This window comes from Pseudalkalibacillus sp. JSM 102089, assembly GCF_041366475.1.
Lineage (GTDB): Bacteria > Bacillota > Bacilli > Bacillales > Guptibacillaceae > Guptibacillus > Guptibacillus hwajinpoensis_B.
In genome coordinates this window covers 22,330-46,157 of record NZ_JBEWYW010000004.1, presented here as the reverse complement: position 1 = coordinate 46,157, position 23,828 = coordinate 22,330, and the positions used below count along the sequence as shown (strand labels likewise).

At 39.2% G+C, this 23,828-nt stretch carries 21 protein-coding genes and 1 riboswitch; of the genes, 1 reads left to right on the top strand and 20 read right to left on the bottom strand.

The genetic code is table 11. The annotated features are described in order from the left end of the window. Positions 1-30: 30 nt before the first annotated feature. The 9 genes from ABVF21_RS10845 to ABVF21_RS10805 form a co-directional block, all read right to left on the bottom strand. Positions 31-480, bottom strand: a complete 450-nt coding sequence (locus ABVF21_RS10845) for a MarR family winged helix-turn-helix transcriptional regulator (RefSeq protein ID WP_194219366.1) — start codon at positions 478-480, stop codon at positions 31-33. 190 nt (positions 481-670) lie between these two features. Then, positions 671-2,398 (bottom strand): phosphoenolpyruvate--protein phosphotransferase, encoded by a 1,728-nt coding sequence (ptsP, locus tag ABVF21_RS10840; RefSeq protein WP_194219365.1) that lies wholly within the window; start codon positions 2,396-2,398, stop codon positions 671-673. Continuing rightward, the gene (locus ABVF21_RS10835; protein WP_136947743.1) at positions 2,398-2,664 is read right to left on the bottom strand and encodes a phosphocarrier protein HPr; all 267 of its coding nucleotides are present in this window, start codon (positions 2,662-2,664) and stop codon (positions 2,398-2,400) included. Before ABVF21_RS10835 ends, ptsP begins: the two co-directional genes overlap by 1 nt. 31 nt (positions 2,665-2,695) lie before the next feature. Next, positions 2,696-4,732, bottom strand: coding sequence for a glucose-specific PTS transporter subunit IIBC (gene ptsG / locus ABVF21_RS10830; protein ID WP_303532048.1), 2,037 nt, complete (start codon positions 4,730-4,732; stop codon positions 2,696-2,698). Between the two features lie 166 nt (positions 4,733-4,898). Then, positions 4,899-5,738 (bottom strand): glucose PTS transporter transcription antiterminator GlcT, encoded by an 840-nt coding sequence (gene glcT, locus ABVF21_RS10825; RefSeq protein WP_303532050.1) that lies wholly within the window; start codon positions 5,736-5,738, stop codon positions 4,899-4,901. 536 nt (positions 5,739-6,274) lie between these two features. Then, on the bottom strand, positions 6,275-6,502 hold the full coding sequence (locus tag ABVF21_RS10820; RefSeq protein ID WP_369810531.1) for a helix-turn-helix domain-containing protein: 228 nt from the start codon (positions 6,500-6,502) through the stop codon (positions 6,275-6,277). Between the two features lie 354 nt (positions 6,503-6,856). Beyond that, positions 6,857-7,615: a succinate dehydrogenase iron-sulfur subunit gene (gene sdhB / locus ABVF21_RS10815; protein ID WP_303532052.1), complete on the bottom strand. Its 759-nt coding sequence runs from the start codon at positions 7,613-7,615 to the stop codon at positions 6,857-6,859. Further along, positions 7,615-9,378: a succinate dehydrogenase flavoprotein subunit gene (gene sdhA, locus ABVF21_RS10810; protein WP_303532055.1), complete on the bottom strand. Its 1,764-nt coding sequence runs from the start codon at positions 9,376-9,378 to the stop codon at positions 7,615-7,617. Before sdhA ends, sdhB begins: the two co-directional genes overlap by 1 nt. Before the next feature lie 74 nt (positions 9,379-9,452). Beyond that, on the bottom strand, positions 9,453-10,061 hold the full coding sequence (locus ABVF21_RS10805) for a succinate dehydrogenase cytochrome b558 subunit (protein WP_194219360.1): 609 nt from the start codon (positions 10,059-10,061) through the stop codon (positions 9,453-9,455). Positions 10,062-10,368: 307 nt separating this feature from the next. Between ABVF21_RS10805 and ABVF21_RS10800 the strand changes: the two genes are divergently transcribed. Beyond that, complete coding sequence (locus ABVF21_RS10800) at positions 10,369-10,812, top strand: YslB family protein (protein ID WP_303532061.1); 444 nt, start codon at positions 10,369-10,371, stop codon at positions 10,810-10,812. 30 nt (positions 10,813-10,842) lie between these two features. Here the strand turns inward: ABVF21_RS10800 and ABVF21_RS10795 are convergent, their stop codons facing one another. The 11 genes from ABVF21_RS10795 to trxA form a co-directional block, all read right to left on the bottom strand. After that, on the bottom strand, positions 10,843-12,078 hold the full coding sequence (locus tag ABVF21_RS10795; protein ID WP_194219358.1) for an aspartate kinase: 1,236 nt from the start codon (positions 12,076-12,078) through the stop codon (positions 10,843-10,845). A 244-nt stretch (positions 12,079-12,322) separates the two neighbouring features. Then, positions 12,323-12,511: riboswitch (Lysine riboswitch) on the bottom strand. A 79-nt stretch (positions 12,512-12,590) separates the two neighbouring features. After that, complete coding sequence (gene uvrC / locus ABVF21_RS10790; protein ID WP_303532065.1) at positions 12,591-14,372, bottom strand: excinuclease ABC subunit UvrC; 1,782 nt, start codon at positions 14,370-14,372, stop codon at positions 12,591-12,593. A 77-nt stretch (positions 14,373-14,449) separates the two neighbouring features. Beyond that, entirely contained in the window at positions 14,450-15,958 is a 1,509-nt protein-coding gene (locus ABVF21_RS10785; protein ID WP_371018204.1) for a hypothetical protein, read from the bottom strand. 113 nt (positions 15,959-16,071) lie between these two features. Beyond that, a complete protein-coding gene (locus ABVF21_RS10780) occupies positions 16,072-17,010 on the bottom strand; it encodes an FTR1 family iron permease (RefSeq protein WP_303532069.1) in 939 nt (312 codons plus the stop codon). Positions 17,011-17,040: 30 nt separating this feature from the next. Then, positions 17,041-17,808: a hypothetical protein gene (locus tag ABVF21_RS10775; protein WP_303532070.1), complete on the bottom strand. Its 768-nt coding sequence runs from the start codon at positions 17,806-17,808 to the stop codon at positions 17,041-17,043. A 66-nt stretch (positions 17,809-17,874) separates the two neighbouring features. Further along, positions 17,875-18,648 (bottom strand): glycosyltransferase family 2 protein, encoded by a 774-nt coding sequence (locus ABVF21_RS10770; RefSeq protein WP_303532071.1) that lies wholly within the window; start codon positions 18,646-18,648, stop codon positions 17,875-17,877. Further along, complete coding sequence (locus tag ABVF21_RS10765) at positions 18,645-20,108, bottom strand: alkaline phosphatase family protein (RefSeq protein WP_371018202.1); 1,464 nt, start codon at positions 20,106-20,108, stop codon at positions 18,645-18,647. Before ABVF21_RS10765 ends, ABVF21_RS10770 begins: the two co-directional genes overlap by 4 nt. Beyond that, positions 20,105-21,049, bottom strand: coding sequence for a lysylphosphatidylglycerol synthase transmembrane domain-containing protein (locus ABVF21_RS10760; RefSeq protein ID WP_303532073.1), 945 nt, complete (start codon positions 21,047-21,049; stop codon positions 20,105-20,107). The genes ABVF21_RS10765 and ABVF21_RS10760 overlap by 4 nt, the downstream gene beginning before the upstream one ends. Then, positions 21,022-21,969 carry an NAD-dependent epimerase/dehydratase family protein gene (locus tag ABVF21_RS10755; RefSeq protein WP_303532076.1) on the bottom strand — a complete coding sequence of 316 codons (948 nt, stop codon included), beginning with the start codon at positions 21,967-21,969 and terminating at the stop codon, positions 21,022-21,024. Before ABVF21_RS10755 ends, ABVF21_RS10760 begins: the two co-directional genes overlap by 28 nt. An 86-nt stretch (positions 21,970-22,055) precedes the next feature. After that, positions 22,056-23,252: a hypothetical protein gene (locus ABVF21_RS10750; protein ID WP_371018201.1), complete on the bottom strand. Its 1,197-nt coding sequence runs from the start codon at positions 23,250-23,252 to the stop codon at positions 22,056-22,058. Between the two features lie 144 nt (positions 23,253-23,396). Beyond that, a complete protein-coding gene (trxA, locus tag ABVF21_RS10745) occupies positions 23,397-23,708 on the bottom strand; it encodes a thioredoxin (RefSeq protein WP_194219347.1) in 312 nt (103 codons plus the stop codon). Between the last annotated feature and the right edge of the window lie 120 nt (positions 23,709-23,828).

Genomic DNA, 23,828 nt, shown 5'->3' with positions numbered 1-23,828 from the left:
AATATTTCGCCTCTCTACTTACCGGTCCAGTTAGTTCTTTTTCATTTCGTCATAAAGTAAATGCAAACTTTCTTCAAGTGCTTTTACTTGATCTCCCGAGAATTTCTGGGTAATGTTTTCCAAATAGACCTGTCTTTTATGAATCACTTTTTTAATTATTTCATTTCCCTTATCTAATATATGAATTCGTACGACTCGTCGATCGTGTGGGTCTTTCACTCGTTTTACTAGCTCCGTTTTTTCCATACGATCCACGAGATCCGTCGTCGTACTACAGGCAAGATACATTTTATTAGACAGTTCTCCAATTGTTAAATCACCGTATTCAGAAAGCCATTGGAGCGCAAGAAATTGAGGAGGTGTAATGGAAAATTCACTCAAAAGTTCCCGTCCATGTTGTTTAATAATACCAGCAACCATACGAAGTGATTTCTCTATATCAACAATTGACGCTGGTTCTCTTGTTAATTCTTCAGACATCTAGTCTCCCCCTTATAATATCTTACATTCTATTTTGATTGTAACCGATATGAATTGCAAGAGATGACTACTTCTAACTTCTTATTCATATGCCCATGTATAAGAAGTGGCGTAAAATACTTTCCTAATTCATCATTGCCCCCAAAAACGAATCATGAACATATGTAAAAAAAAGAAGAGCTATAGTTTCCTATAGCTCTTCCGTTGCGAAATGTTCTTGTACATAGGCAACCACTTCTTCATTTGTTGCAAGTGAAAGAATATGATCGATATGAGAAGAAATCTCTTCTTTAGATAGCTTCGTCATTTGACTTCTAGCAGGCAAAATCGAAGTAGCACTCATGCTGAATTCATCGAGTCCAAGACCAAGAAGGATTGGGATCGCAATCTGATCTCCCGCCATTTCACCACACATACCAGCCCACTTGCCTTCTTTATGAGCTGCATCAATGACCATTTTAACAAGTCTAAGAATTGCAGGATTATATGGTTGGTAAAGGTAAGATACCTTTTGATTCATACGATCAGCAGCCATCGTATATTGAATAAGATCGTTAGTTCCAACACTAAAGAAATCAACTTCTTTAGCAAAAACGTCAGCCATTGCCGCCGTTGCTGGTATTTCAACCATCATACCAATTTCAATATCTTCTGATACCTGAATACCTTCCCCGATTAGCTCCTCTTTAACAGAAAGAAGCATCTCTTTAGCCTGACGGAATTCACCGACAGTTGCAATCATAGGGAACATCACTTTCAAGTTACCGAAAACACTAGCGCGAAGAAGTGCACGCAGCTGAGTACGGAAAATTTCCGTTTCTTCCAGGCAAAGACGAATCGCACGGAACCCAAGGAATGGATTCATTTCTTTCGGAAGATTTAAGTAAGGTAGCTCTTTATCTCCACCGATATCAAGTGTACGGATTACGACAGGCTTACCATCCATTTTTTCAAGAACTTCTTTGTAAGCCTTGAACTGCTCTTCTTCTGAAGGCAATTCGTTACGGCCCATATATAGAAATTCAGTACGATAAAGGCCGACGCCTTCTCCACCATTTTCAAGGACACCTTTTACATCTTCAGGAGTTCCGATGTTTGCTGCAAGCTCAACATGTTTCTCATCTTTCGTTGTTGTTGGCTCATTAACAAGCTTCGCCCATTCTTGCTTTTTAGCTTCAAAGTGTTCTTTTTTCTTTGTATATTCCGCAATTTCTTCTTCAGAAGGATCAACGATCACATTACCATCGATACCATCAATAATAACTAGTTTACCTTCCACATCTTCAGAAGTAATAGTTTTCGTTCCAACAACAGCTGGAATTTCCATTGAACGCGCCATGATAGCAGAGTGAGATGTTCTACCACCAATATCCGTCGCAAACCCTTTAACAAACTGCTTATTTAATTGAGCAGTGTCAGAAGGAGTAAGATCTTCAGCTAGAACAATAACTTCATCGGTGATTGCACCCGGAGATGTAAACGTAACACCAAGTAAATGAGCCAGTACACGTTTAGATACGTCTCGAATATCAGCAGCACGTTCTTTCATATACTCATTATCCATGTTCTCAAACATGCTAATAAACATATTGGAAACTTCACTCATTGCACTTTCAGCATTTACTTTTTCATTATTAACTTTATCTTTCACTGCATTCAACAACTCTGGATCAGATAAAACGAGAAGATGAGCAGCAAAAATCGCTGCTTTATCTTCTCCGAGCTGTTCATTGGCGTGATTTTTAATGACTTCTAGTTCTTCTTTAGCACGATGAACGGCCGCTTCAAAACGTTCGATTTCAGCACCAGCATCAGTAATTGACTTTTGTTCAATTTCAAGTGCCGGATTTTCAAGTACGAACGCTTTAGCGATAGCAATTCCCGCAGAAGCGCCAATTCCAGTCAGTTGGTTAGACATTACTTGCCTAGACCTTCGTTTTCCATAACTTCAGTTAGTCCTGCAATCGCATCGTCAGCATCTGATCCTTCTGCTTTGATAGTGATTTCAGAATTTTGTTGGATACCAAGACTCATAACACCCATGATGGATTTCAAGTTTACAGACTTCCCGTTGTAATCAAGCGTTACGTCAGAGCTGTATTGACCTGCTTTGTTTACTAGTGCTGTCGCTGGGCGTGCGTGAATTCCTGATTCGCTTGTTACTGTGAAATTTTTCTCTGCCATTTTCAATTCCCTCTTTCAAATGTTATATTTTTTATTTTGATATTGTAATAATATCTTTGTCTTCCCGCGAAACAGTTCCTTCTTTCGAAAGATCAATTGTTTCTCCCTCTTCAAGGTTAGTAAATACAATAGGAGTAATAGTTGATGTTGCATTCTCTTTAATAAATGAGAGATCAACCTTCATAAGCTTCTGTCCTTGCTTAATCTCATCGCCTTCGCTAATGAATACTTCAAAACCTTCACCTTTGAGGTTAACCGTATCAATTCCAACGTGAATTAGAATCTCACGTCCATTAACAGACTCAATACCAATTGCATGCTTCGTTGGGAACACATTCATTATTTTGCCATCAACCGGTGCGACAATCAAGCCATCAGTTGGTTCAATCGCAAAACCGTCTCCCATCATCTTACCAGAAAAGACCTGATCAGGCACTTCTGAGATTGGCATAATCTTACCCTCTAGAGGAGAAATAAGATGATCAGCACCCTTCACTCCAGAAGGTTGCTCACTCTTTTCTTCTTTTTTCTCATCTTGAAGTGGCTTTGGTGTTTTTCCACTCATGATATCTCTGATTTGTCCTTTTAAACCATCGGACTGCGTTCCAAAAATAGCCTGAATGTTATTCCCTACTTCCATAACACCTGATGCACCAAGACGTTTCAAACGCTTCTTATCCACTTCGCCTTTATCTGAAACAGAAACGCGAAGTCGTGTAATACAAGCATCAAGACTTGTAATATTGCTTTCACCGCCAAGAGCTTGAAGCACATTGTAAGCAAGTGCTGTATTGTCCTGACCATCGTCAGCAATTTCATCCTCTTCATCTTCTTCTCGTCCAGGAGTCATTAAGTTAAACTTACGAATCGCGAAACGGAAGCCGAAGTAATAGATTAATGCGAATACTAACCCTACTGGTATAACAAGCCACCAGGCAGTTCTACCTTGAAGTACTCCGAATAGAAGGAAATCAATAACACCACCAGAGAAAGTCATACCAATTTTAACATCAAGTAAAGCCATTGTCATAAAAGAAAGACCTGCAAAAATCGCATGAATTCCAAAAAGGACTGGAGCTACGAATAAGAAAGAAAATTCAAGCGGCTCAGTTATCCCCGTTAAGAAAGAAGTAAGTGCAGCCGAGCCCATGATTCCTGCTACAACCGCTTTCTTTTCTGGTCTAGCTTCATGATACATAGCAAGCGCTGCTGCAGGAAGACCAAACATCATAAACGGGAACTTACCAGTCATGAATGTACCAGCAGTTAGCTCAGCACCATCTTTCAACTGTTCGAAGAAAATCTTTTGATCTCCTCGAATGATTTCACCAGCAGCATTTGTATATTGTCCAAACTCAAACCAGAATGGTGAGTAGAAAATATGGTGCAGTCCGAATGGAATTAACGAACGTTCAATGACACCGAATACAAATGCAGCAAGTGCTGGATTAGCATCAAGCATGTTGTGTGAAAAAGCATTTAGGCCAGATTGTACAGGTGGCCAAACGAAAATCATAATTACACCAAGAATCAAAGCTGAAACCGCCGTTGCGATTGGAACAAATCGTTTCCCAGCAAAGAAACCAAGATATTGAGGAAGTTGAATATTATAATACCGTTTATACATATAGGAGGCAAGAATACCGACTATAATTCCTCCGAAAACCCCTGTTTGTAATGTAGGTATACCAAGCACATTAGCATATGATGCGCTTTCAGCAACTTGATCAGCTGATACGCCTTCAAGTACACCCATTGTAATATTCATAACAAGGAAACCTACAATTGCAGCAATACCCGCAACGCCGTCTCCATCAGATAAACCAATTGCTACCCCAACCGCAAATAGTAGTGCAAGGTTAGCAAATACTATCCCACCAGACTCCTCCATAACAGTAGCAAGAAGCTGGAACCATTCAGCTGACAAGAACGGTAGTTTTTCAAGTAAAGTTGGATTTTGAAATGCATTACCAAAACCTAGCAATAGTCCGGCAGCGGGTAAAATTGCAACTGGAAGCATTAGCGCTTTACCAACGCGCTGTAAAACCCCGAAAGCCTGTTTAAACATGTGTTTTCCTCCTTTTATTTTTCCCCCAAAGAATTTGAATATAAAAAAGGCATGAGTGGACGGTATGACAACTCAATCAGGATATACTATACCCCAATCAGTTTTTGTCATTCCGGCTTCACTCATGCCTGATCGTATCAGTAACACGTTACCGTTAAGTATGAAATTATTTAGGAGAAAGCCTTTGCAAGTGCATCGTTAAGTAGACTGCTTCTGCATCAGGAAAATTCGTACGAAGTTCCTTCTGCATAATTTTAATCAACTTCCATGAAAGATTATAACACACTGGATATTCTTCTTTCAACACTTTTTCTAATCGTTCATGTGCTTCAACGGGTTGATTTAACTCACTGCGTTCAATCGCATGTCTCAGATGACGTACAAGACGCAAATAATCAATTCCTGTCCGACTAATTTCAATTCGAAGAGCTTCTTCAATAACTTTAACGAGTTGACTAATTAAAGCAGAATATTTGTTAAGTTTACCTACGCTTCTATTGGTAATGGCACTGTGAATATGTAACGCAACAAACCCAATCTCTCCATCAGGAAGAGCCACTTCAAGCTTATGATTAATTAACTGTATCACTTCTTCAGCAATTGTATACTCTTTTGGATACATTGTTTGCGTTTCAACTAGAAAAGGATTCTTTACATCCAATCCTTGACGAAGGCGTTTAATCGCAAAGGAAAGGTGATCCGTTAAGGAAACGTGGATATGCTCATCTAACTCCGCATCCAGCTTATCTCCGATTAACGAAATAGTATCATTCATCATGCCGATAAAAGATTCTGGGACATGTGGAACTAATAACTTATATTGTTCCTGCTCATGCTTATCTATAAGAACAAAATACTTGTCTACTTTAGATTCATCGAGTCTTTCGCCTTGTTTCTGATTGAAGCCAATCCCTTTTCCCGTTAAAACGACTTCATTATTATTCTCCGAAACGGCAATTACGACATTATTATTTAGAATTTTCTTTATTTCAAATTCACCATTCATGTTCAATTTCCCCTCATTAAACCGGTTTCATTTGTGATTATGAACGTACTAATGATAGTAAATAACAGATCGAACGTCAATGAGAAAACGTTCCAATAGATTGCCCCTTACTCATGTAATATAGTTGATATCATAATCTATTGCTTCATTTATAACAACCCGAAGATATTTTTCTATCTTCCTTTCATTTCATATGCCGATATTTTATTATGTCATTATCATACAAAAGAAAATCTACTCATAAGCTATGGTATTTGTATAAGTGTCTCTTCTTCGCATGAAACCATCTTGTTACATGCTTTTTTGTTATCTTAACATACTATTCATTCTTTTTTTATTTTAACCTACTCACTTCATAGACTGACCTCTATGAATTCCTCTTAATTACTCTTTATCATGAATTACAAGTTCCTATGTATCTCATTCTTTTTCACTGAATGACATTTAACTCGAACGAGGAAATAATCTAGAATTTACAGTATAAGCAAGCATGACGTTACACAAAAGAAAAAACCGGCTTTTAAGCCGGCACAGTTTTATATTTCTAATTCTCCCAGTCGAAGCAATTCGACAACAGCCTGAGAACGCCCCTTTACCCCCAGCTTTTGCATCGTGTTCGAAATATGGTTCCGAACTGTTTTTTCGCTAATAAACAATTCTTCTGCTATTTCTCTTGTTGTTTTGTCTTGAACAAGCAATTCGAAAACTTCTCTTTCTCTTTTGGTTAATAGTGGCTTTGGTCGGTAGTGGTTCCCTTTCAACATTCCACCCTCCTCGATAGGGCAACAAAGCAACTTCGATTGAAATTATATAGTCCATACAATATATGAATTTCTATCTTACGTGTTACATTAATTCACACATTGCATAAAAACAGTTTAGAGAATTTATTATGACAACCTTCGTTCTTCTTCATCATTTCCTGAGAAATATCGTAATAAGGTTTTATTCTATTCATAAGACTTGGCTCTGTTAATGAACGCTGTTGATTTTAGAGTCATTTAAGTTCTGTAATGATCAACCGCTTCGCGGAAAAAATCGAGAATCATCAGTATAAGCTAACATAGCTTAAGTATTATCTGAAACTAAAAAAAGACCCCCTTGCAGGGGATCTTTTCCTAGTGATCACTTCCAAAAAAGTTTTTGAACGTTTGAAGTGACGTTGCTCTATTCATTGCAGCAATAGAAGTTGTTAATGGAATTCCTTTCGGACAAGATTGCACACAGTTTTGTGAGTTACCACAATGCCCAAGTCCACCCTCTCCCATTAAGCCTTCCAGACGCTCCTCTTTGTTCATCTCACCTGTTGGATGTGAGTTGAATAATCGAACCTGTGAAATAGCAGCCGGTCCAATAAACTCCGAGCGACTATTTACGTTCGGACACGCTTCAAGACAAACACCACATGTCATACATTTAGATAGTTCATATGCCCACTGTCGCTTATTCTCAGGCATCCTCGGACCAGGTCCAAGATCATAGGTACCATCGATCGGAATCCATGCTTTCACTTTCTTAAGTGCATCAAACATTCTGCTTCGATCTACAGCAAGATCTCGCACAACCGGGAATGTGGTCATTGGCTCTAAGCGAATTGGTTGCTCAAGTTGATCTAGTAAAGCAGTACAAGATTGACGTGGTTTTCCGTTAATGACCATCGAACAAGCTCCGCATACTTCTTCTAGACAACCCATTTCCCAAATAACAGGTGTAGTTTTCTCACCGTTTGCATTAACTGGATTACGACGGATTTCCATTAAAGCAGAAATAACATTCATGTTTTGACGGTATGGAATCGTAAACGTTTCTTCATATGAATTAGATTCAGGTCCATCCTGCCTTTTTATCTTAAGTGTAACAGTTTTATTCTCACTCATCATTTATCCCCCGCTTTCTTCTTAGAATAATCGCGTTTACGAGGTGGAATTAATGATGTATCTACTTCTTCATAGTAGAATTCTGGTTTGTTGTTTACTGCATCGTATTTAGCCATTGTTGTTTTAAGAAATTCTTCATCATTACGCTCAGGGAATTCAGGCTTGTAGTGAGCACCGCGACTTTCGTTACGGTTTAATGCCCCGATTGTAATTACCCGTGCCAACTGTAGCATGTTAGATAATTGTCGAGTAAATGAAGCCCCCTGATTACTCCACTTGGATGTATCATTAATATTGATGTTCTCGTAACGCTCCATCAACTCTTGAATTTTCTCATCTGTTTCCTTTAACTTGTCGTTATTTCTTACAACCGTTACGTTAGCTGTCATCCATTCGCCAAGCTCTTTATGAATTTGATAAGCATTCTCTGTTCCATTCATCTTCATGATTGCGTCCTGCTTTGCCTGCTCTTCTTGTTGATGCTTTTCAAATAATGAAGAAGAGAGATCCTCAACCGTTGCTTCTAATCCATTAATATAGTCAACCGCATTTGGACCAGCAACCATGCCACCATAAATAGAAGATAATAGCGAGTTTGCTCCAAGACGATTGCCACCGTGTTGAGAATAATCACATTCACCAGCAGCAAATAGCCCAGGAATATTAGTCTGCTGGTTAAAATCTACCCATAAACCACCCATTGAATAGTGTACAGCAGGGAAAATTTTCATAGGGACTTTACGAGGATCGTCACCCATGAATTTCTCGTAGATTTCAATAATACCGCCAAGCTTAACATCAAGCTCTTTTGAATCTTTATGTGAGAGGTCAAGGTAAACCATGTTCTCACCATTAATACCAAGCTTTTGACTTACACATACATCAAAAATTTCTCTCGTAGCAATATCACGCGGTACAAGGTTTCCGTATGCTGGGTATTTTTCCTCTAGGAAATACCATGGTTTACCGTCTTTATACGTCCAAACGCGGCCACCTTCGCCACGTGCAGATTCACTCATAAGACGAAGCTTGTCATCACCAGGGATTGCCGTTGGATGAATTTGAATAAATTCCCCATTGGAATAAATAGCCCCTTGCTGATAAAGCGCACCAGCAGCAGAACCTGTATTAATAACAGAGTTTGTACTCTTACCGAAGATAATACCAGGTCCACCTGTCGCCATAATAACCGCATCTGCTTCAAAACTTCTTATTTCAGAAGTTGTTAAGTTTTCACCCACAACTCCTCGGCATACACCTTCCTCATCTAAAATAGCGGAGAGAAATTCCCATCCTTCATATTTTGTAACGAGGCCTGCTACTTCATGGCGACGAACTTGCTCATCAAGCGCATATAGAAGCTGTTGCCCGGTTGTTGCACCAGCAAAAGCAGTGCGGTGATGTTGTGTTCCACCAAAGCGTCTGAAATCTAGTAGACCTTCTGGTGTTCTGTTAAACATTACGCCCATACGATCCATTAAGTGAATGATACCAGGCGCTGCATCACACATTGCTTTTACTGGAGGTTGATTTGCAAGGAAATCGCCTCCATAAACTGTATCATCAAAGTGCTCCCAAGGAGAATCTCCTTCTCCTTTTGTATTAACAGCCCCGTTAATTCCCCCCTGCGCACATACAGAGTGAGAACGTTTTACTGGAACGATGGAAAGAAGATCTACTTGCATTCCAGCTTCCGCAGCTTTGATGGTAGCCATCAAACCTGCAAGGCCGCCTCCAACTATCACTAATTTACCTTTACTCATAAGAACAGTTCCCCCTTAAATGCTGGCTCTGTCTGAAAGTTATGTATCAGACGTGGTGAAGACAGTTCACTTTCTTAAACAAATGCAAATAATGCGCGCATGCCAACAACTGAAAGTGCAACGAAAATGACCATTGTTACGTATGTCATCGTACGCTGTGATTTTGGTGTTACTGTGAAGCCCCAGCTTACAAAGAATGACCATAAGCCATTTGCGAAGTGGAAGACAGTACCAAGTACACCAACGATGTAAAAGATCATCATTCCTGGATTAGACAAGATATCAGCCATCATTTGGAAGTTTACTTCTGCTCCCATCGCAGCCTGTATTCTCGTTTGCCAGACGTGCCAAGTTACAAATATTAATACGATAACGCCAGAAATCCGCTGCAAATAAAACATCCAGTTACGTAAATAGCCATATCGACTTACGTTGTTTTTGGATTGAAACGCGATATAAACGCCGTAAATCGCATGGAATAAGAGCGGTAAGAAAATAACGAAAATTTCAAGCAAATACCTGTAAGGAAGGCTCTCCATAAAATGAGCTGCGTCATTAAACGCCTCGGGCCCTCTTGTTGCAAAATAGTTAACAGTAAGATGCTGAGTAACATAAAGTCCGAGCGGAATTACTCCTAGAAGCGAATGCAATTTTCGGCTTACAAAGTCTCGACTTGCGGCCATGTTTTGTGTGTCCCCCTTTTAAGTTGTTAAGCTACCATCTGCCAGTGCATTTTTTCTAATAAAGAAGTCTTTGCATGCACAGAAATCATCGCTTTCTGTCGATTATATTGTGACATACCCATTGTACTCCCATCATTTAGGACCGTCAAGAAAACGTGTACATTTAGATTTTTCAAAATTCCCTTACAACACCTGCGTATATCTCAATTGAATACGCTTTCTATATAAATAAATTCTATCTATGGTTCTATGGAGGATTTGTCGATAAAACGTTATAATTATTTTGTAGAAAAGCTGGGAGGAATTTATGTTTAAGAAGCGCACAAACTCGATTGATTATAGTCATGAAATAGAAACAACTGCTTTTGGATATGAATTTTATAGAGAAGTTCTTATTCCTGAACTTCTTGGAAGTGAACAGCCGGCTGTTTTATATTGGACTGGAAAAGAAATGGCCAGGCAATTCCCGCTCTCCACTCGAGAAGAGATCGAGGATTTTTTTCAGCGTGCTGGATGGGGTAAATTATCAATTGCACAAGAAAAAAAGAATGAAGTAACGTTTGATCTTCAGTCAGCTCTTATCACTGAGCGAAGAAGTACTAGTCGAAATGCTTGTTATCAACTTGAAGCAGGTTTTCTTGCTGAACAATATCAAAATATGCTTCGTTGCATCGCTGAAGCCTATGAAACTGATAAAAAGAATGAAATTCAATTCACAGTAAAATGGGACCCAAAAGATCAGATTGAATAAAAAGGAGACCACATGTGGTCTCCTTTTTGATTACATTTGTTTAACAGGGGTTCTTTCATCTAGTTGAAATTTATCGTGTAGCGACTCAATAGCATAAATCATTTTGTCTTCTGGAACGATCGTTGACACTTTGATTTCTGATGTACTCACCATCTTCATTTCTACCCCGTGTTCAGCAAGCACTTCAAACATTTGTGCCGCAACACCAGGGTTAGAAATCATACCTGATCCTACTATCGATACCTTAGCAAGTTCTGATTCGTGATAAATATGTTCGTAGGGAAGTTTCACTTTAATGCGACGGAGCACATCAAGAGTTAATTCAAGAGAGGCAGTTTCAATTGAAAATGAGATACTCGTTGTATTTTTCTCTCCTGTACTTTGAATGATCACATCTACATTAATACCATTTGCCGCAAGAGATGAGAACAAGGAAGGAAGTGTTGTAATCTCATTCGGCAAACCCGAAATTGTTATTTTCGTTACGTTACTTTCAAAAGCCAGACCTCTAACCACCAAATTTTGTTCCATTGATACGACCTCCTCAATTAGCGTTCCAGGTTCATTCGTAAAGCTCGAGCGGACCTCAAGCAAGATGTTATAGTTTTTTGCAAACTCAACCGCTCTAGGATGTAAGACACCAGCCCCAAGGTTAGCAAGTTCAAGCATTTCATCATAAGAAATCGTAGAAAGCTTTCTTGCACCCTTCACATATCGAGGATCTGTCGTATACACACCATCTACATCTGTATAAATTTCACAACGATCCGCTTTAAGAGCTGCTGCAATCGCCACAGCTGTTGTATCGGAACCACCTCGCCCTAGCGTTGCGATGTCAGACGTATCAGTTAGCCCCTGGAATCCTGCTACTATCACAATTTTTCCCTCAGCAAGGTGTTGATTCATACGTGAAGCATCAATATCGAGGATTCTTGCATTGCCGTGTAGCGACTCTGTTTTAATTCCTGCTTGCCAGCCAGTCAATGAAATGGCATCGTACCCTTCTTCATTTAATGCCATTGAAAGAAGCGCTGTTGTCACTTGTTCTCCAGTCGTTAGAAGCATATCAAGCTCTCTTGCAGACGGTGTAGCTGTTATCCCTTTTGATAATCCTAAAAGCTCATCCGTTGTTTTGCCCATCGCTGAAACAACCGCAACAACCTCATCTCCATTATTTACAGCTTCCATAAGCCTTTTGGAAACATTTTTGATTTTCTCAACATCTCCAACAGACGTGCCTCCGAATTTCAATACGCGTAGTCCCACTCTCTCCATCCTTTCTTTCATGCAGCTCGTTATCCCTCATAGTGCGTTAATATCGCACGTTACAAACACTCACTAACTAAGAGTCGAAATGGATATTAAAAACTCGGCCACTCACCAGATTGAAATAGCGATAGCCTTCATTTTTTTATACTTTAAACCTGTAAAGCGTTTATTAAAGTATAAAAAAACAACAATGAGAAAAACCTCACTGTTGTTTTCAGAACAAATCCAAGAAAACGTCCCTTTGTGAGATAGTTCTCCATCCAATTCCCGGGTAGGTATTGGATGACAGCTCTGCACTTATTCAATACAGATCCAGCTTCAGACGGATAAGCGTCTTTCCACTTCGGCAAATCCCCCTTTCAGCTCCTATCACTGAGTCTTAACACTCTTCAGTAAGCTTACTGTTGGTTTTTGCGCCTCTACCATCACTTCAACTTTCGAAGTGTGGAACTATTAAATTTCACTCATTATAACGAACTTACGTGAATGCCGCAACATGTTCTTACAAATTAGTTTGATTGACTTTCAAATCGAGCGATTACTTCCTCTGCAACATTCATTGGTAGTCCTGCGTTGTGTAAGTCTTCAACGCTCGCTTCTTTCATCTTTTTAATCGATCCAAAATGATTTAGCAGCTTCTTTTTTCTCTTCTCTCCGATACCGGGAATATCGTCAAGACTTGACTTAAGCATCGATTTCCCTCGAAGCTGTCGATGAAACGTAATCGCAAATCGGTGTACTTCATCTTGAATCCTTTGCAACAGGTAGAATTCCTGACTATTTCTTGGTAGATAAACAGCCTCTGGAGGATCACCAATAAGAAGATGAGACGTTTTATGTTTCTCATCTTTCGTCAGCGAACAAACCGGTATGTCTAGACCAAGCTCATTCTCGAGCACATCCTGTGACGCCTGTATTTGAGCTATTCCGCCGTCAATAATAATTAAATCAGGAAGCGGACCATTTTCCTTAAGCATTCTTGAATATCTTCTTCTCACAACCTCTTTCATAGAACCTACATCGTTTGGTCCTTCCACAGTTTTGATTTTGTACTTGCGATACTCATTTTTCTTTGGCTTTCCATCAAGAAAAACAACCATAGCGGATACAGGGTTCGTTCCCTGAATGTTCGAGTTATCAAAAGCTTCAATTCTAAGTGGAGCTTCTATATTAAGCTTTTCTCCCAAGTTTTCAACAGCATCAATCGTTCTTTTCTCGTCGCGTTCAATTAATGAAAATTTCTCATTAATGGCAATGGTCGCGTTCTTCATTGTAAGCTCCACAAGCTCTTTTTTCTTGCCTCGTTTTGGCTGATGAACAGGAATTTGTAGAAGTTCTTCTACCATCTGAGCATTAACCTCCTGAGGAAGCAGTACTTCTTTTGGCTTAGGATGATTTTGTTGAAGATAGAACTGACCGATATAAGTTAAAAAATCTTCTTCGGCATCATTATAGAAAGGAAAAAGAGAAACATCTCTCTCAATTAACTTCCCTTGTCGTACAAAGAAAACTTGAACACACATCCATCCTTTGTCGAAACTATAACCGAAAATATCCCGATCAATACCATCGTTAGATTGGATCTTTTGCACTTCCATAACTTTATCAATATGAAACATTAAATCGCGAAACTCTTTTGCTCGCTCGAAATCCATGTTCTCAGATGCTGTGGTCATCTTTCTTTCTATGTCTTCTTTAACTTCCTGGTGACCTCCGTTTAGAAAACGCGTAATCCCGTCAATCATCTCTTTATTTTGCTCTTTAGACACGTCGTTGACACATGGAGCCAGACACTGGCCTATATGATAATAAAGACAGACGCGATCAGGCATTTTACGACATTTACGTAAAGGATATAGTCTGTCCAAAAGCTTCTTTGTTGCACTAGCTGCATAAGCATTCGGATATGGTCCAAAATACTTACCTTTATCTTTTTTTATTTTACGTGTCGTAATTAAGCGGGGCTGTTCTTCTGCCGTTATTTTTATATAAGGATAGCTTTTATCATCTTTAAGCATCACATTATATTTCGGATCATGTTTTTTGATTAAATTAAGTTCAAGTATAAGAGCTTCAAGATTTGTGGAGGTTACGATATACTCAAAATCACGTATTTCACTTACAAGCCGCTGCGTTTTTCCGTCGTGTGATCCACTAAAATAAGATCTGACTCTATTTTTTAGCACCTTTGCCTTCCCAACATAAATAATCGTTCCCTGGCGATCTTTCATTAAATAACACCCGGGCTGGTCAGGAAGGATCGCTAGCTTATTTTTAAGATGTTGTTCCATGCTGCCTCACCTCACTACTCCTTTTCAAGGCGTATCTATGTTCCCCTCTCATTGTAACACATTACCTCAATTTTCTATTATCTTAAGAACTCATATAAAACAATGTCATGATAGACAGGATCATACAATATGGAGGAATGGAATTCTTTGACCTTTTTGATTTGACCATCCATCGATATATTTTGCTTCTTAAATCCATCGAGAACCTTTCCTGTTAAAAATACGCGATGGTCATCGTAATATTGAAGATCAGATAGAAAGTTTGAATACGTATAAATTTGTTCGTGTTCAAACGACACCTTATTATAGGACATTACCCTAGTTTCTTCCCAAGTATACACAATAACTGGCTCGTTAAATTGCTCTACATAATCCATCAATTGATAAACAGCTGCTGGATCGTTGGCTTCTTTCATAGTTGAATAGGAAACAATTGATTGTATGCTAATTATTACGGTTAAACCAAGCATTATTTTTGTAGAGTTATTCCCCTGTCTTCTTAATCCTATCCAGAGAAAGCCAAGCATTATGATCCCAGGTAGAGGCAGGATATGTCTTGGCTTATCGATGTTTTGCGCCAATAGCGCCCATAGAAAATAGCTCAATGCCATAGCGACAAATGCCCAGCCAAACCATGAAATTTCTCGTAAAGTTCTCCCCCTATTTTTCACCCCTTGGAAGATCATGAACGTAAACAAGGTTAGATATAGTAGTAAAATCGTTAGCGCTTGACCGCTAAGACCTGTCCAAACTATGTTATTCAATATCAGATGTGATATTCGTTCCAAAAGTGGGGCTGAGGCTGAAACCGCCGTACCACCCCACTCTTCAAAGTGACCTTCAGAAAACCCAAAGGCTAGCTGTAAAAATGCAGCTACGCCACCTTCAGAAACAGCTAACCCCCCTACCCAAATTAATTGAAAGATAGCGGCTATACCGACCTGTGTTAGTAAAAATGAACTATAGGATTTAATGGACTTATGCTGCTTTTTTCTCTGTATTAATAGTAGTAGAAGGCCAATACCAAAAGGTAAATAAGATAAACGAACTCCTAAAAGTAAACTAAACAAAAAAGAAGCGACAACGATGCTCATGAATGAATGTTCGCGATGAAATGCTTTTTGCAAGCTCCATAAGTACCACCATAGAATAGCAACCGCCGCCGCCTCGCTCATCGGTTGAATGGTTAACACATTGACAAATACTATTGATTGAATTAGAGCTACTGATGCCATGCTAAGTGTTTTTGAAAGAAAAGAGCGACTAACCGTATATACTGGATACATAGAAAGTAACATTAATACTCCATTCCATAACGCTAAAGCCTCAACGGGATTTCCTATCCATTCATTTAACAACATCCCACCTAGAATAAAATAGGGATATCCAGGAAAGTGAGGTTGCATGGCGAATAAATCAAATCGATTTAGGGCGAGTGAGAAATCGACTTGATCCCAAGAACGTGGTAACTCAGTTGCATAGGCGATTCTCCACCAAGCAATCAACAGGATACTGCTCATTGAAATAAGCCAGATGAGTATTTTAATGCTTCTAGCTCGTATAAGGTATCTACCTGATCGATCCAATCCTAATCATCCTTTATAATTCTTGATATGGGTCATACATTGATCTATCCTTTTTAAATATTCCCGATGAAAAAAAGTACAAGGCGAAGAGTTTCGCCTTGCACTTTGGAAGTTTATTTAACTGTTGATTGTTTCATTTCGTTTGTCGCTTTAAAAATCGCTTTACTCGGTTCTTTCACTTCTGATTTTACAGGTTCATTCTTTGAGTTCACAAGAAGATAAATCACTGCAAAATAACCAACGTACGCGATGATTTCTTCAATAGAAGGCATTGAAGAGTATCCGAACAACGCTTTAAAGAAAATTCCAATGTCCCCTGAGAGAAGAGGTGCCACACCTTGATCACGAACATAATGCGCGTAGTCAATTGGATGTTCTGGCAAGAACCATGTAAGATCGTATACGTGAGGCATTATGCTACCAATTAGTTTAATATCCTGCATCATCGAAATGCCCTGTACAAATAACCCACCGGCAATAAGTACAATAAAGATTCCAGTAATCTTAAAGAACGATTTAAGCGGAATGCGCATCGTGCCCTTAAAGAAAAGGTACGATACAGCGGAAGCAATCAAGATTCCAGTAATCGCTCCCCATCCTTCAAATCCTTTACCAATATCGCCACCAGTAATGGCAGCAAAGAAAAATACCGTTTCTACACCTTCACGAAGAACAACGAGGAAAGAATGAATGACCATGCCTATCACGTTCCCCGTTGTGATGTATTCCGTCATTTTTCCTTCTGTCTTTCCTTTAAGATTACGACTATGCGAAGCCATCCAAAATACCATTTGAGTTAATAATACGGCGGAGATTAGCATAATAGAAATTTTCAGGTAAATCTCGCTTCCCATCGCTGCGAACCCGGTGAAAACAACCTGGAACAACATGGCTACCCCTACACTTGCCACAACAGCAAGCCCAGCACCTAACCAGACATATTTATTATACTGGCACTGTCCCATTCGTTTCATATAGGTGGTTATGATTCCAATTATGAGAAGCGCTTCAAGTACTTCCCTGAACATGATCAGTAATGCCTGAATTTCCATTAAACTTTCCCCTTTCCGTAAACAAAGATTTTAGGAGCGTCGGCGTTTTCTTGTTGTGTAAATCACTACTCCTGCAATCACAACGATGAGAATAACGATTGGCAGCCAATTTGATAGCTGACCGAGATCAGTCCAATCTGTTTTTTTACTACCAGCGCTTTCATCCTCAGTTGCACTTTCTCCAAAGTGCCCAATTTCCACTGATTTCATATCAAAATGATTTTTTAGTCCATCAAGTATAACTTTCTTACTTTCAGCGTATTTCTCTTCATCTGATTCTTTCTCCCCCACTCCGAAAAGGCCAGGGTTACCAAGCGAATCAAGCAAGACCTCAAATTCATTCTTTATCTTTTCATCAAGTTCTGGATTCGTTTGTTTCACCACGGGAGAGAGCGTTTTATATGTGGCATCTGCCTTGCCAACTAGTTTTCTAGTTGTATCATATTCTTCAAAATCTGTTTCAGCGTTTTCAAGTCGACGTGATATATTTAAGACCAGGACTTGCTGCATATTCGTTATCACAGCTTCCTTCTCTTCGTTGTCTAGCTCATTTTGAACAGCTTGAACCGCATCGTCACCCATATGTAATTGAATTTCATCTTTAACGGAAGCAAAAATTTTATTCGCTTCTGCAAAGTTCGGAGGAGATTCATTAAGTTTTGCAGACATTTCACTGTATGCTTCAGCTACTTTCTCTTCGGTAGGGTCACCATAAGAGTATGCACTGGCAAGATCAGGAACTGCTAGTATACAAATTAGCGTCATTATTAATGCTGATGACAGAATACGTTTTATCATTTGAAATATCCTCCTCATTGATAATGATAATGATTATCACCATTGAAGTCAATAACAGATCAGCAATTAGTGTGACTTTTCTGCCACCATACTTGTCGTGTGTCCAGGCAAGATTTTATGCGCACTATAGTCAATCGCCACCTTTTGAACTGGTCGCATCATTTCTTTCAAAATAGCAGGTAATACAGATGTTAAATACGCTTTAAACTTAATATATGATTCACCAGTAGATCGAACCTGGTACGTAATTGGAACTTCTTTAACTCTAAATCCTTTTCGAACAAGGTTCAAAGTAATGACCTGTGCATAGTTGTAGTCATGAATGATTTCTCCATGCTCCATAGCTTGTCTAGAGAAAACTCTCATCCCAGACTGACCATCATAAATCCACCTTTGTAAAAGAAAGGACTGAATAAATGTAAAACAATAATTGCCTAAACGACGATGAAGTCGCATCCCATCAATCGTACCTTTAAAACGAGAACCCATCACGTAGTCTGCCTCCCCTTTGAATAGAGGTTCGAGGAGGTCAGCTAATTGCCAGGCAGGGTATTCATTATCCGCGTCAAGCATCACACCTATGTCAGCACCTAATTCTACTGAATAGGAAAGCCCCTTTCGAACTGCGGCACCAAGACCTTGATTGTTATCAAAAGAATAAATATAGTTAGCTCCAGCCTTTTTGGCTACTTCTACTGTTCGATCTGTTGAGCCATCATCGATTACAAGAACGCTCACCTGAACAGAAGGATGAATACTCCTGGGAATTTGCTTAATCACTTCTCCAATGGCATGCTCTTCATTATGCGCGGGTAAAAAAACAATCACATGCTGTTTCATTTGATAATGTCTTCCTTCCTATCCTGAAGCGCTTCTTCTAGTATCGCTCCTCTACTATGTGAAGGGATTGGGGAACCTAATAAATGAGCAACGGTTGGCGCTACTGAAGTAAGGCTATGTCTTTCTTCTACAATTTTCCCCTTTTCGATAAATGGCCCATTCATAAAAAATGGAACAAATCGTTCTCCTTCATCAAGATGACCATGTCCCCCAATGCCATCTGCTTGTCCATGATCTGCACAAACAATGAGAGTTGTATTTTCCATAAACCCATTCACTTCAAGAAAACCAACGTAATCTTCCACTAATTTATCAGCTTCTTCAATTTTTTGAATGTAATCATCATACAAGACTCCTCTCGCATGACCAGTTTGGTCGGTCCCAATAAGCTGTACAGTGAAAAAGTCAGGGTTTTTATCTAACATAATCTGACGAGCCCCCTCCATAATTTTCGTATCAGCCACATCGTTATTCATAACTGCCGTTACAGTATCTACGTCATCTCCCATAGCGTCAACAAGGTGGGCAATACCGAGTAACCTTCCTGTCTTCCCAACTTTTCTTAACGAATCAAAGATCGTCTCTACTTTCACTCCAAGATTCCAAACCATATTGGACTTAATACCGTGCTCCAGAGGATATGTACCTGTCATCATCGAGGAGAAGCAAACAACTGTACGCGCAGGGTATACCGTCTCCATTTGACTGTATTCTGTCCCATTTTTCTTTAATGAATCAAGAAAAGGCGTATTGGCTTCCTGGAATCGCTCTTTTCGCATTCCATCGATTACAATCATAATGACACGCTCATTAGTCGACGTAGGTGGTACAGCTTTCGTATAATCTGATTTAATTGCGGGCTTCCAGTCAAATAAGTAATGGTGAAGAATAAAACTAAATAACCAAATTCCTGCATAAAAGAAAACAAGAGTCGTCCATTCAAAAGTCATTTCATTCTTTACTGAAGAGTCAATAACCATCACCCATAATGGTAGAATTAATAAAAACTTCGGAAGTTGTTCTTGCGCGTTACCACTAGTAGAATCACTATTCTTAAGCACTAACTTCCAAAAACGAGTGAAGTTAAGCCAGCTCGTTCCAATTCGAAGATGGTAATAGAATGTTCCCCAGAAAAAGACAGTAAAGAAAAAATAGATACCTACACCTAGCATGGCTACTTGAAGTGAAAATGAATCAAAAATAAGCAGGTACCCAATTAGAGGCATCCATAAATAATTTCTTAAAAATAATGGGTAATCATAAACGTAGTAGAGTACTAAAAGAGGCAATACGACGCCAAGTCCAACAAAGAAAGCCTCCCAGAACTCTATAGAAGCCCATTGAGAAATGTAAAATAACAATATTGTCCCTGTAACAAAGATTGGTGTAAATGGCTTACCTTCATTTAATAGATTCCAGCATCTTGCTGCTATCTTTTCAAAGCCTGAAGCTTGTTTCATGAGGTTTCTCCTTTCTTATTCATAAACGACTTCAACTCCTGTAATCGAAGAGGATAAAGATAGAACGCCACTAATCCAGCGCCAAAAGAATAAATATACTTAAATGCATGCGTAACAATCGCAATTGAAAGGGCTTCTTCCCATCTGAAACCTACCCGATTAAGTGAAAAGCTCATCACACTTTCGTAAGTCGCAAAGCCACCTGGAGCTAATTGAAAGACACCAGATCCGACTGATAATGATGTAACCCACATGGCATCTGAATATGTAAATAGATGACCAATAAGACTCGCTACGCTAAAAACGACGATTCCTTCAGCTACCCAGCTTATAAAAGATAGCGTTAGAACAAGCACCATATGTGGTGAACTTACAAGAGTCTGCATGGTTGTTAACTGCTTATAAAAAAAAGAAGCAGCGTGATGTTTTTTCAGATAGATAATCAGCCCACCAACGGTAACACCAAAAATAACTAGCGCGGTTATGAAAAAGGTCAGGTTGATATCAATCCCCATCAGGTCCGCCCCAATAACTGAAAAAACCCCTAACCAGAAGAGGTCAATTAACCTTAGAACGAGCACTGATTGAATAGCGATTCCCCATCGCCCTTTTTGTTTCTGCGCAAGCACTCCCATACGCACAGCCTCTCCGCCTTTAAAAGGAAGTAGATGGTTAAAAAAGAGACTATAAAAAACCCCTGCTAAATAAACCCTAATTGATATATTCTTATCAACAAGTAATCGCCAGCACCAACTACGTAATAAAAAAGAACATGTATATCCAGTGATCATAGCGATTAACCACCATGGTTCACTTAGCAATTCAGAGGTAAGAGCTAAAAGACTCGACAGATTAAATTCTTGAAAAAGAAGAAATACAAATGAAATGAATAGGCCAATTCCAAATGACCACTTTAATAAGCGTGATATTTTTTTGCCCATTCGATTGTCCTTCTTAATCCTTCCTCAAACTTCACCTTCGGAGTATATCCCAATTCTTCCCTAGCCTTACTAATATCGCTCCATGTATGCCTTACATCCCCTGGACGAAACGTTTCATCAAGTATTTTCGCATCGGGAAAATAGACACCAAGCGAAGTAATAAGTTCATTAAGCTGAATCGGCGTACCCGAACCGAGATTATAAATCTCTGATATTCCTTTTTGTTCGAATGCTAATGTTATACCTGTAACTATGTCATCAATATACGTAAAGTCCCTAGACTGGTCACGATCATAAACAATGATTTCCTTCCCCTTTATTAACTTATTAATAAATAGAGGAATCGCCATATCGGGACGGCCCCATGGCCCATACACTGTAAAAAATCGTAAAACCGTTAACTTAAAGCCGTAAAGCGATTGATACGCATGGCAAAAAGATTCTGCTCCAGCTTTAGCAGCTGCATACGGAGACTTCACTTTGCCATTTGCCTCATATTCTAACACCGGGCCATTCTCACGATTGCCGTATACTGATGAAGAAGAACCAAATAAAACATGGGGGACTCCCGCTTCACCCGCAGCTTTTAATACATTTACCACTACTTTGATATCTTGATCAATATAGTCATGTGGATGTGTTAATGAATATTGAACTCCTGGAAGTGCAGCAAGATGAACCACCTTATCGTAAGAATGGTCTCTGAAGTGAGCATCCGTTTTTTCCTGATCTAATAAATCAAACACGTGAACTTTAATTGGACCTGCTATTTTCACTTCTTCCAGATGTTCTTCTTTTCGATGAATATCATAATAGGAAGAGAAATGGTCAATGATTGAGACATCGTGACCAGCTTTTAAAAGCGACTTTGCAAGGCTACTTCCTATAAAACCTGCCCCGCCAGTAATGACTATTTTCATCTCAGGCACTCCTATATTTTCAGTGTTTCAAATAAGTCCTTCCTACAAGAGAAATGGCCGCATTTAGCGGCCATTTCAATCTAAAGCTATTCTACTACACTTTCTAGTGCGGTCAAAATGCGATCACTTAGCTTTTGCGCTTCATCTGCATTCTCACTAGCAACGGCATCAAACCAGCTTTGTGCGTCTTCATAGACTCCACCCGTTTCCTCTTCGCCGATTGCCTCCATTAATGGCATTTCAATCGCTTTTAGGAATACATTGGCTTCCATTGCAGCTTCTTTACCTTCAGAAAGCTTATCTTCTTTAGCTAGCTCAGCTACTTTCTCGTGATATCCTTTGATTTTTCCGGTAAACGCTTTTGCGAACAAATCGTTTACTTCATTAGCTTTTATTGCCTCTGGGTCGTTACTTATATCGAATAATTCGCTTAACTTCTCTGCCGCTTCTTCATTGCCGCCTGAGAGTGACCCTTTTATTGCTTGATAAAAACCGAGAGCTTCTGTTTGCATCACTTGTAACTCATCTGTTTCACCAGTCTTTACTGCTTCCTCAATCTTTTCTGCATAGGAATTAGAAGCTAAGTAGTAGCTCTTATAAATGGACTTATCCGTTACTTGCTTCGTTACAGCAAAATCTTCCATATCCCCTTCAGAAAGAGCCTGTTTCTGCGCTGATAGACCATTGTTAATATTCTCAACAATACTTGAATCGCCATCAAGTTCATAGTAGGAGTCGCGTTTTTCTGCTGTAGGAATAAATACTTTTTCTGCTAGCAACTGTATTTCTTCAAAATGAAGCATAGCCTCATCTTCTTTGTTAGCATCCTTCGCATCAATCACTGCCTGTTGAAGGGATTTTTGCTTTTGATAAAAGTATGACTGTGTCCCTTTATCAATGATCTGACGAGCTACATTCTTATCAAGCTCTCCAGATTTTCCAGCTTGAATTCCTGTAGAGATAAAAGTATCAAACTCATTATCAATTTCATTCACAGCGCTCTTTAGTTCACTCGTGTAGGTAGTTTCAACTAACTCCCAATCTACTTCTTGATCTTCCTTAATTTTGTTTAGTTCATCAGTAATCGTCTGATAAGCTTCTACTTGTTTCGTAGTAGCAGCGCTTTCAATTGACATCTCACTAGACTTATCATCAGAATTCGTTTGTTCTTGCTTAGAACTATTGTTTTCTGTGTTTGTAGCATTTTCAGAATCATTACCACAAGCAGCAAGAACCGTAGCTGCAAGCGTAATAGAAGTGAATAGCATAGCCGATTTCTTCATTATGTAAAACTCCTTTTCGTCAGGTCTTATATCCATGATGATTATATCGAGAACGATTATCAGTGTCAATACCGTTTCATTTGGAGATAACATAAAAAAACACCCTGATCTTAAAATAGATCAGAGTGTTTGAAACTTAACTAATTATTGATGCTTAGAAAGCGTCTGAGCAAGTGCTTCTTTTGGTTGGAAGCCGACAACCTGGTCAACTACCTCACCATTTTTGAATACAAGTAGTGTTGGGATACTCATTACCCCAAATTTACTTGCTGTTTCCTGATTTTCGTCAACGTCAAGCTTTACAACTTTTACGTCGCTCATCTCAGAATCAAGCTCTTCTAGTACTGGAGCAATCATTTTACAAGGACCACACCATGGTGCCCAGAAGTCTGCAAGAACGAGACCTTCACTTGTTTCTTGTGCGAAACTTTGATCTGTTGCGTGTACGATAGCCATACTGTATCTTCCTCCTTAAACATTATCACTTGAGTTTACCAGGTTAAGGCCGGTTGCCTCAGTGTGCTCTGCCAATTTAATTTCATATCAATTGGCACAAAATGAGTATATCATTAATAC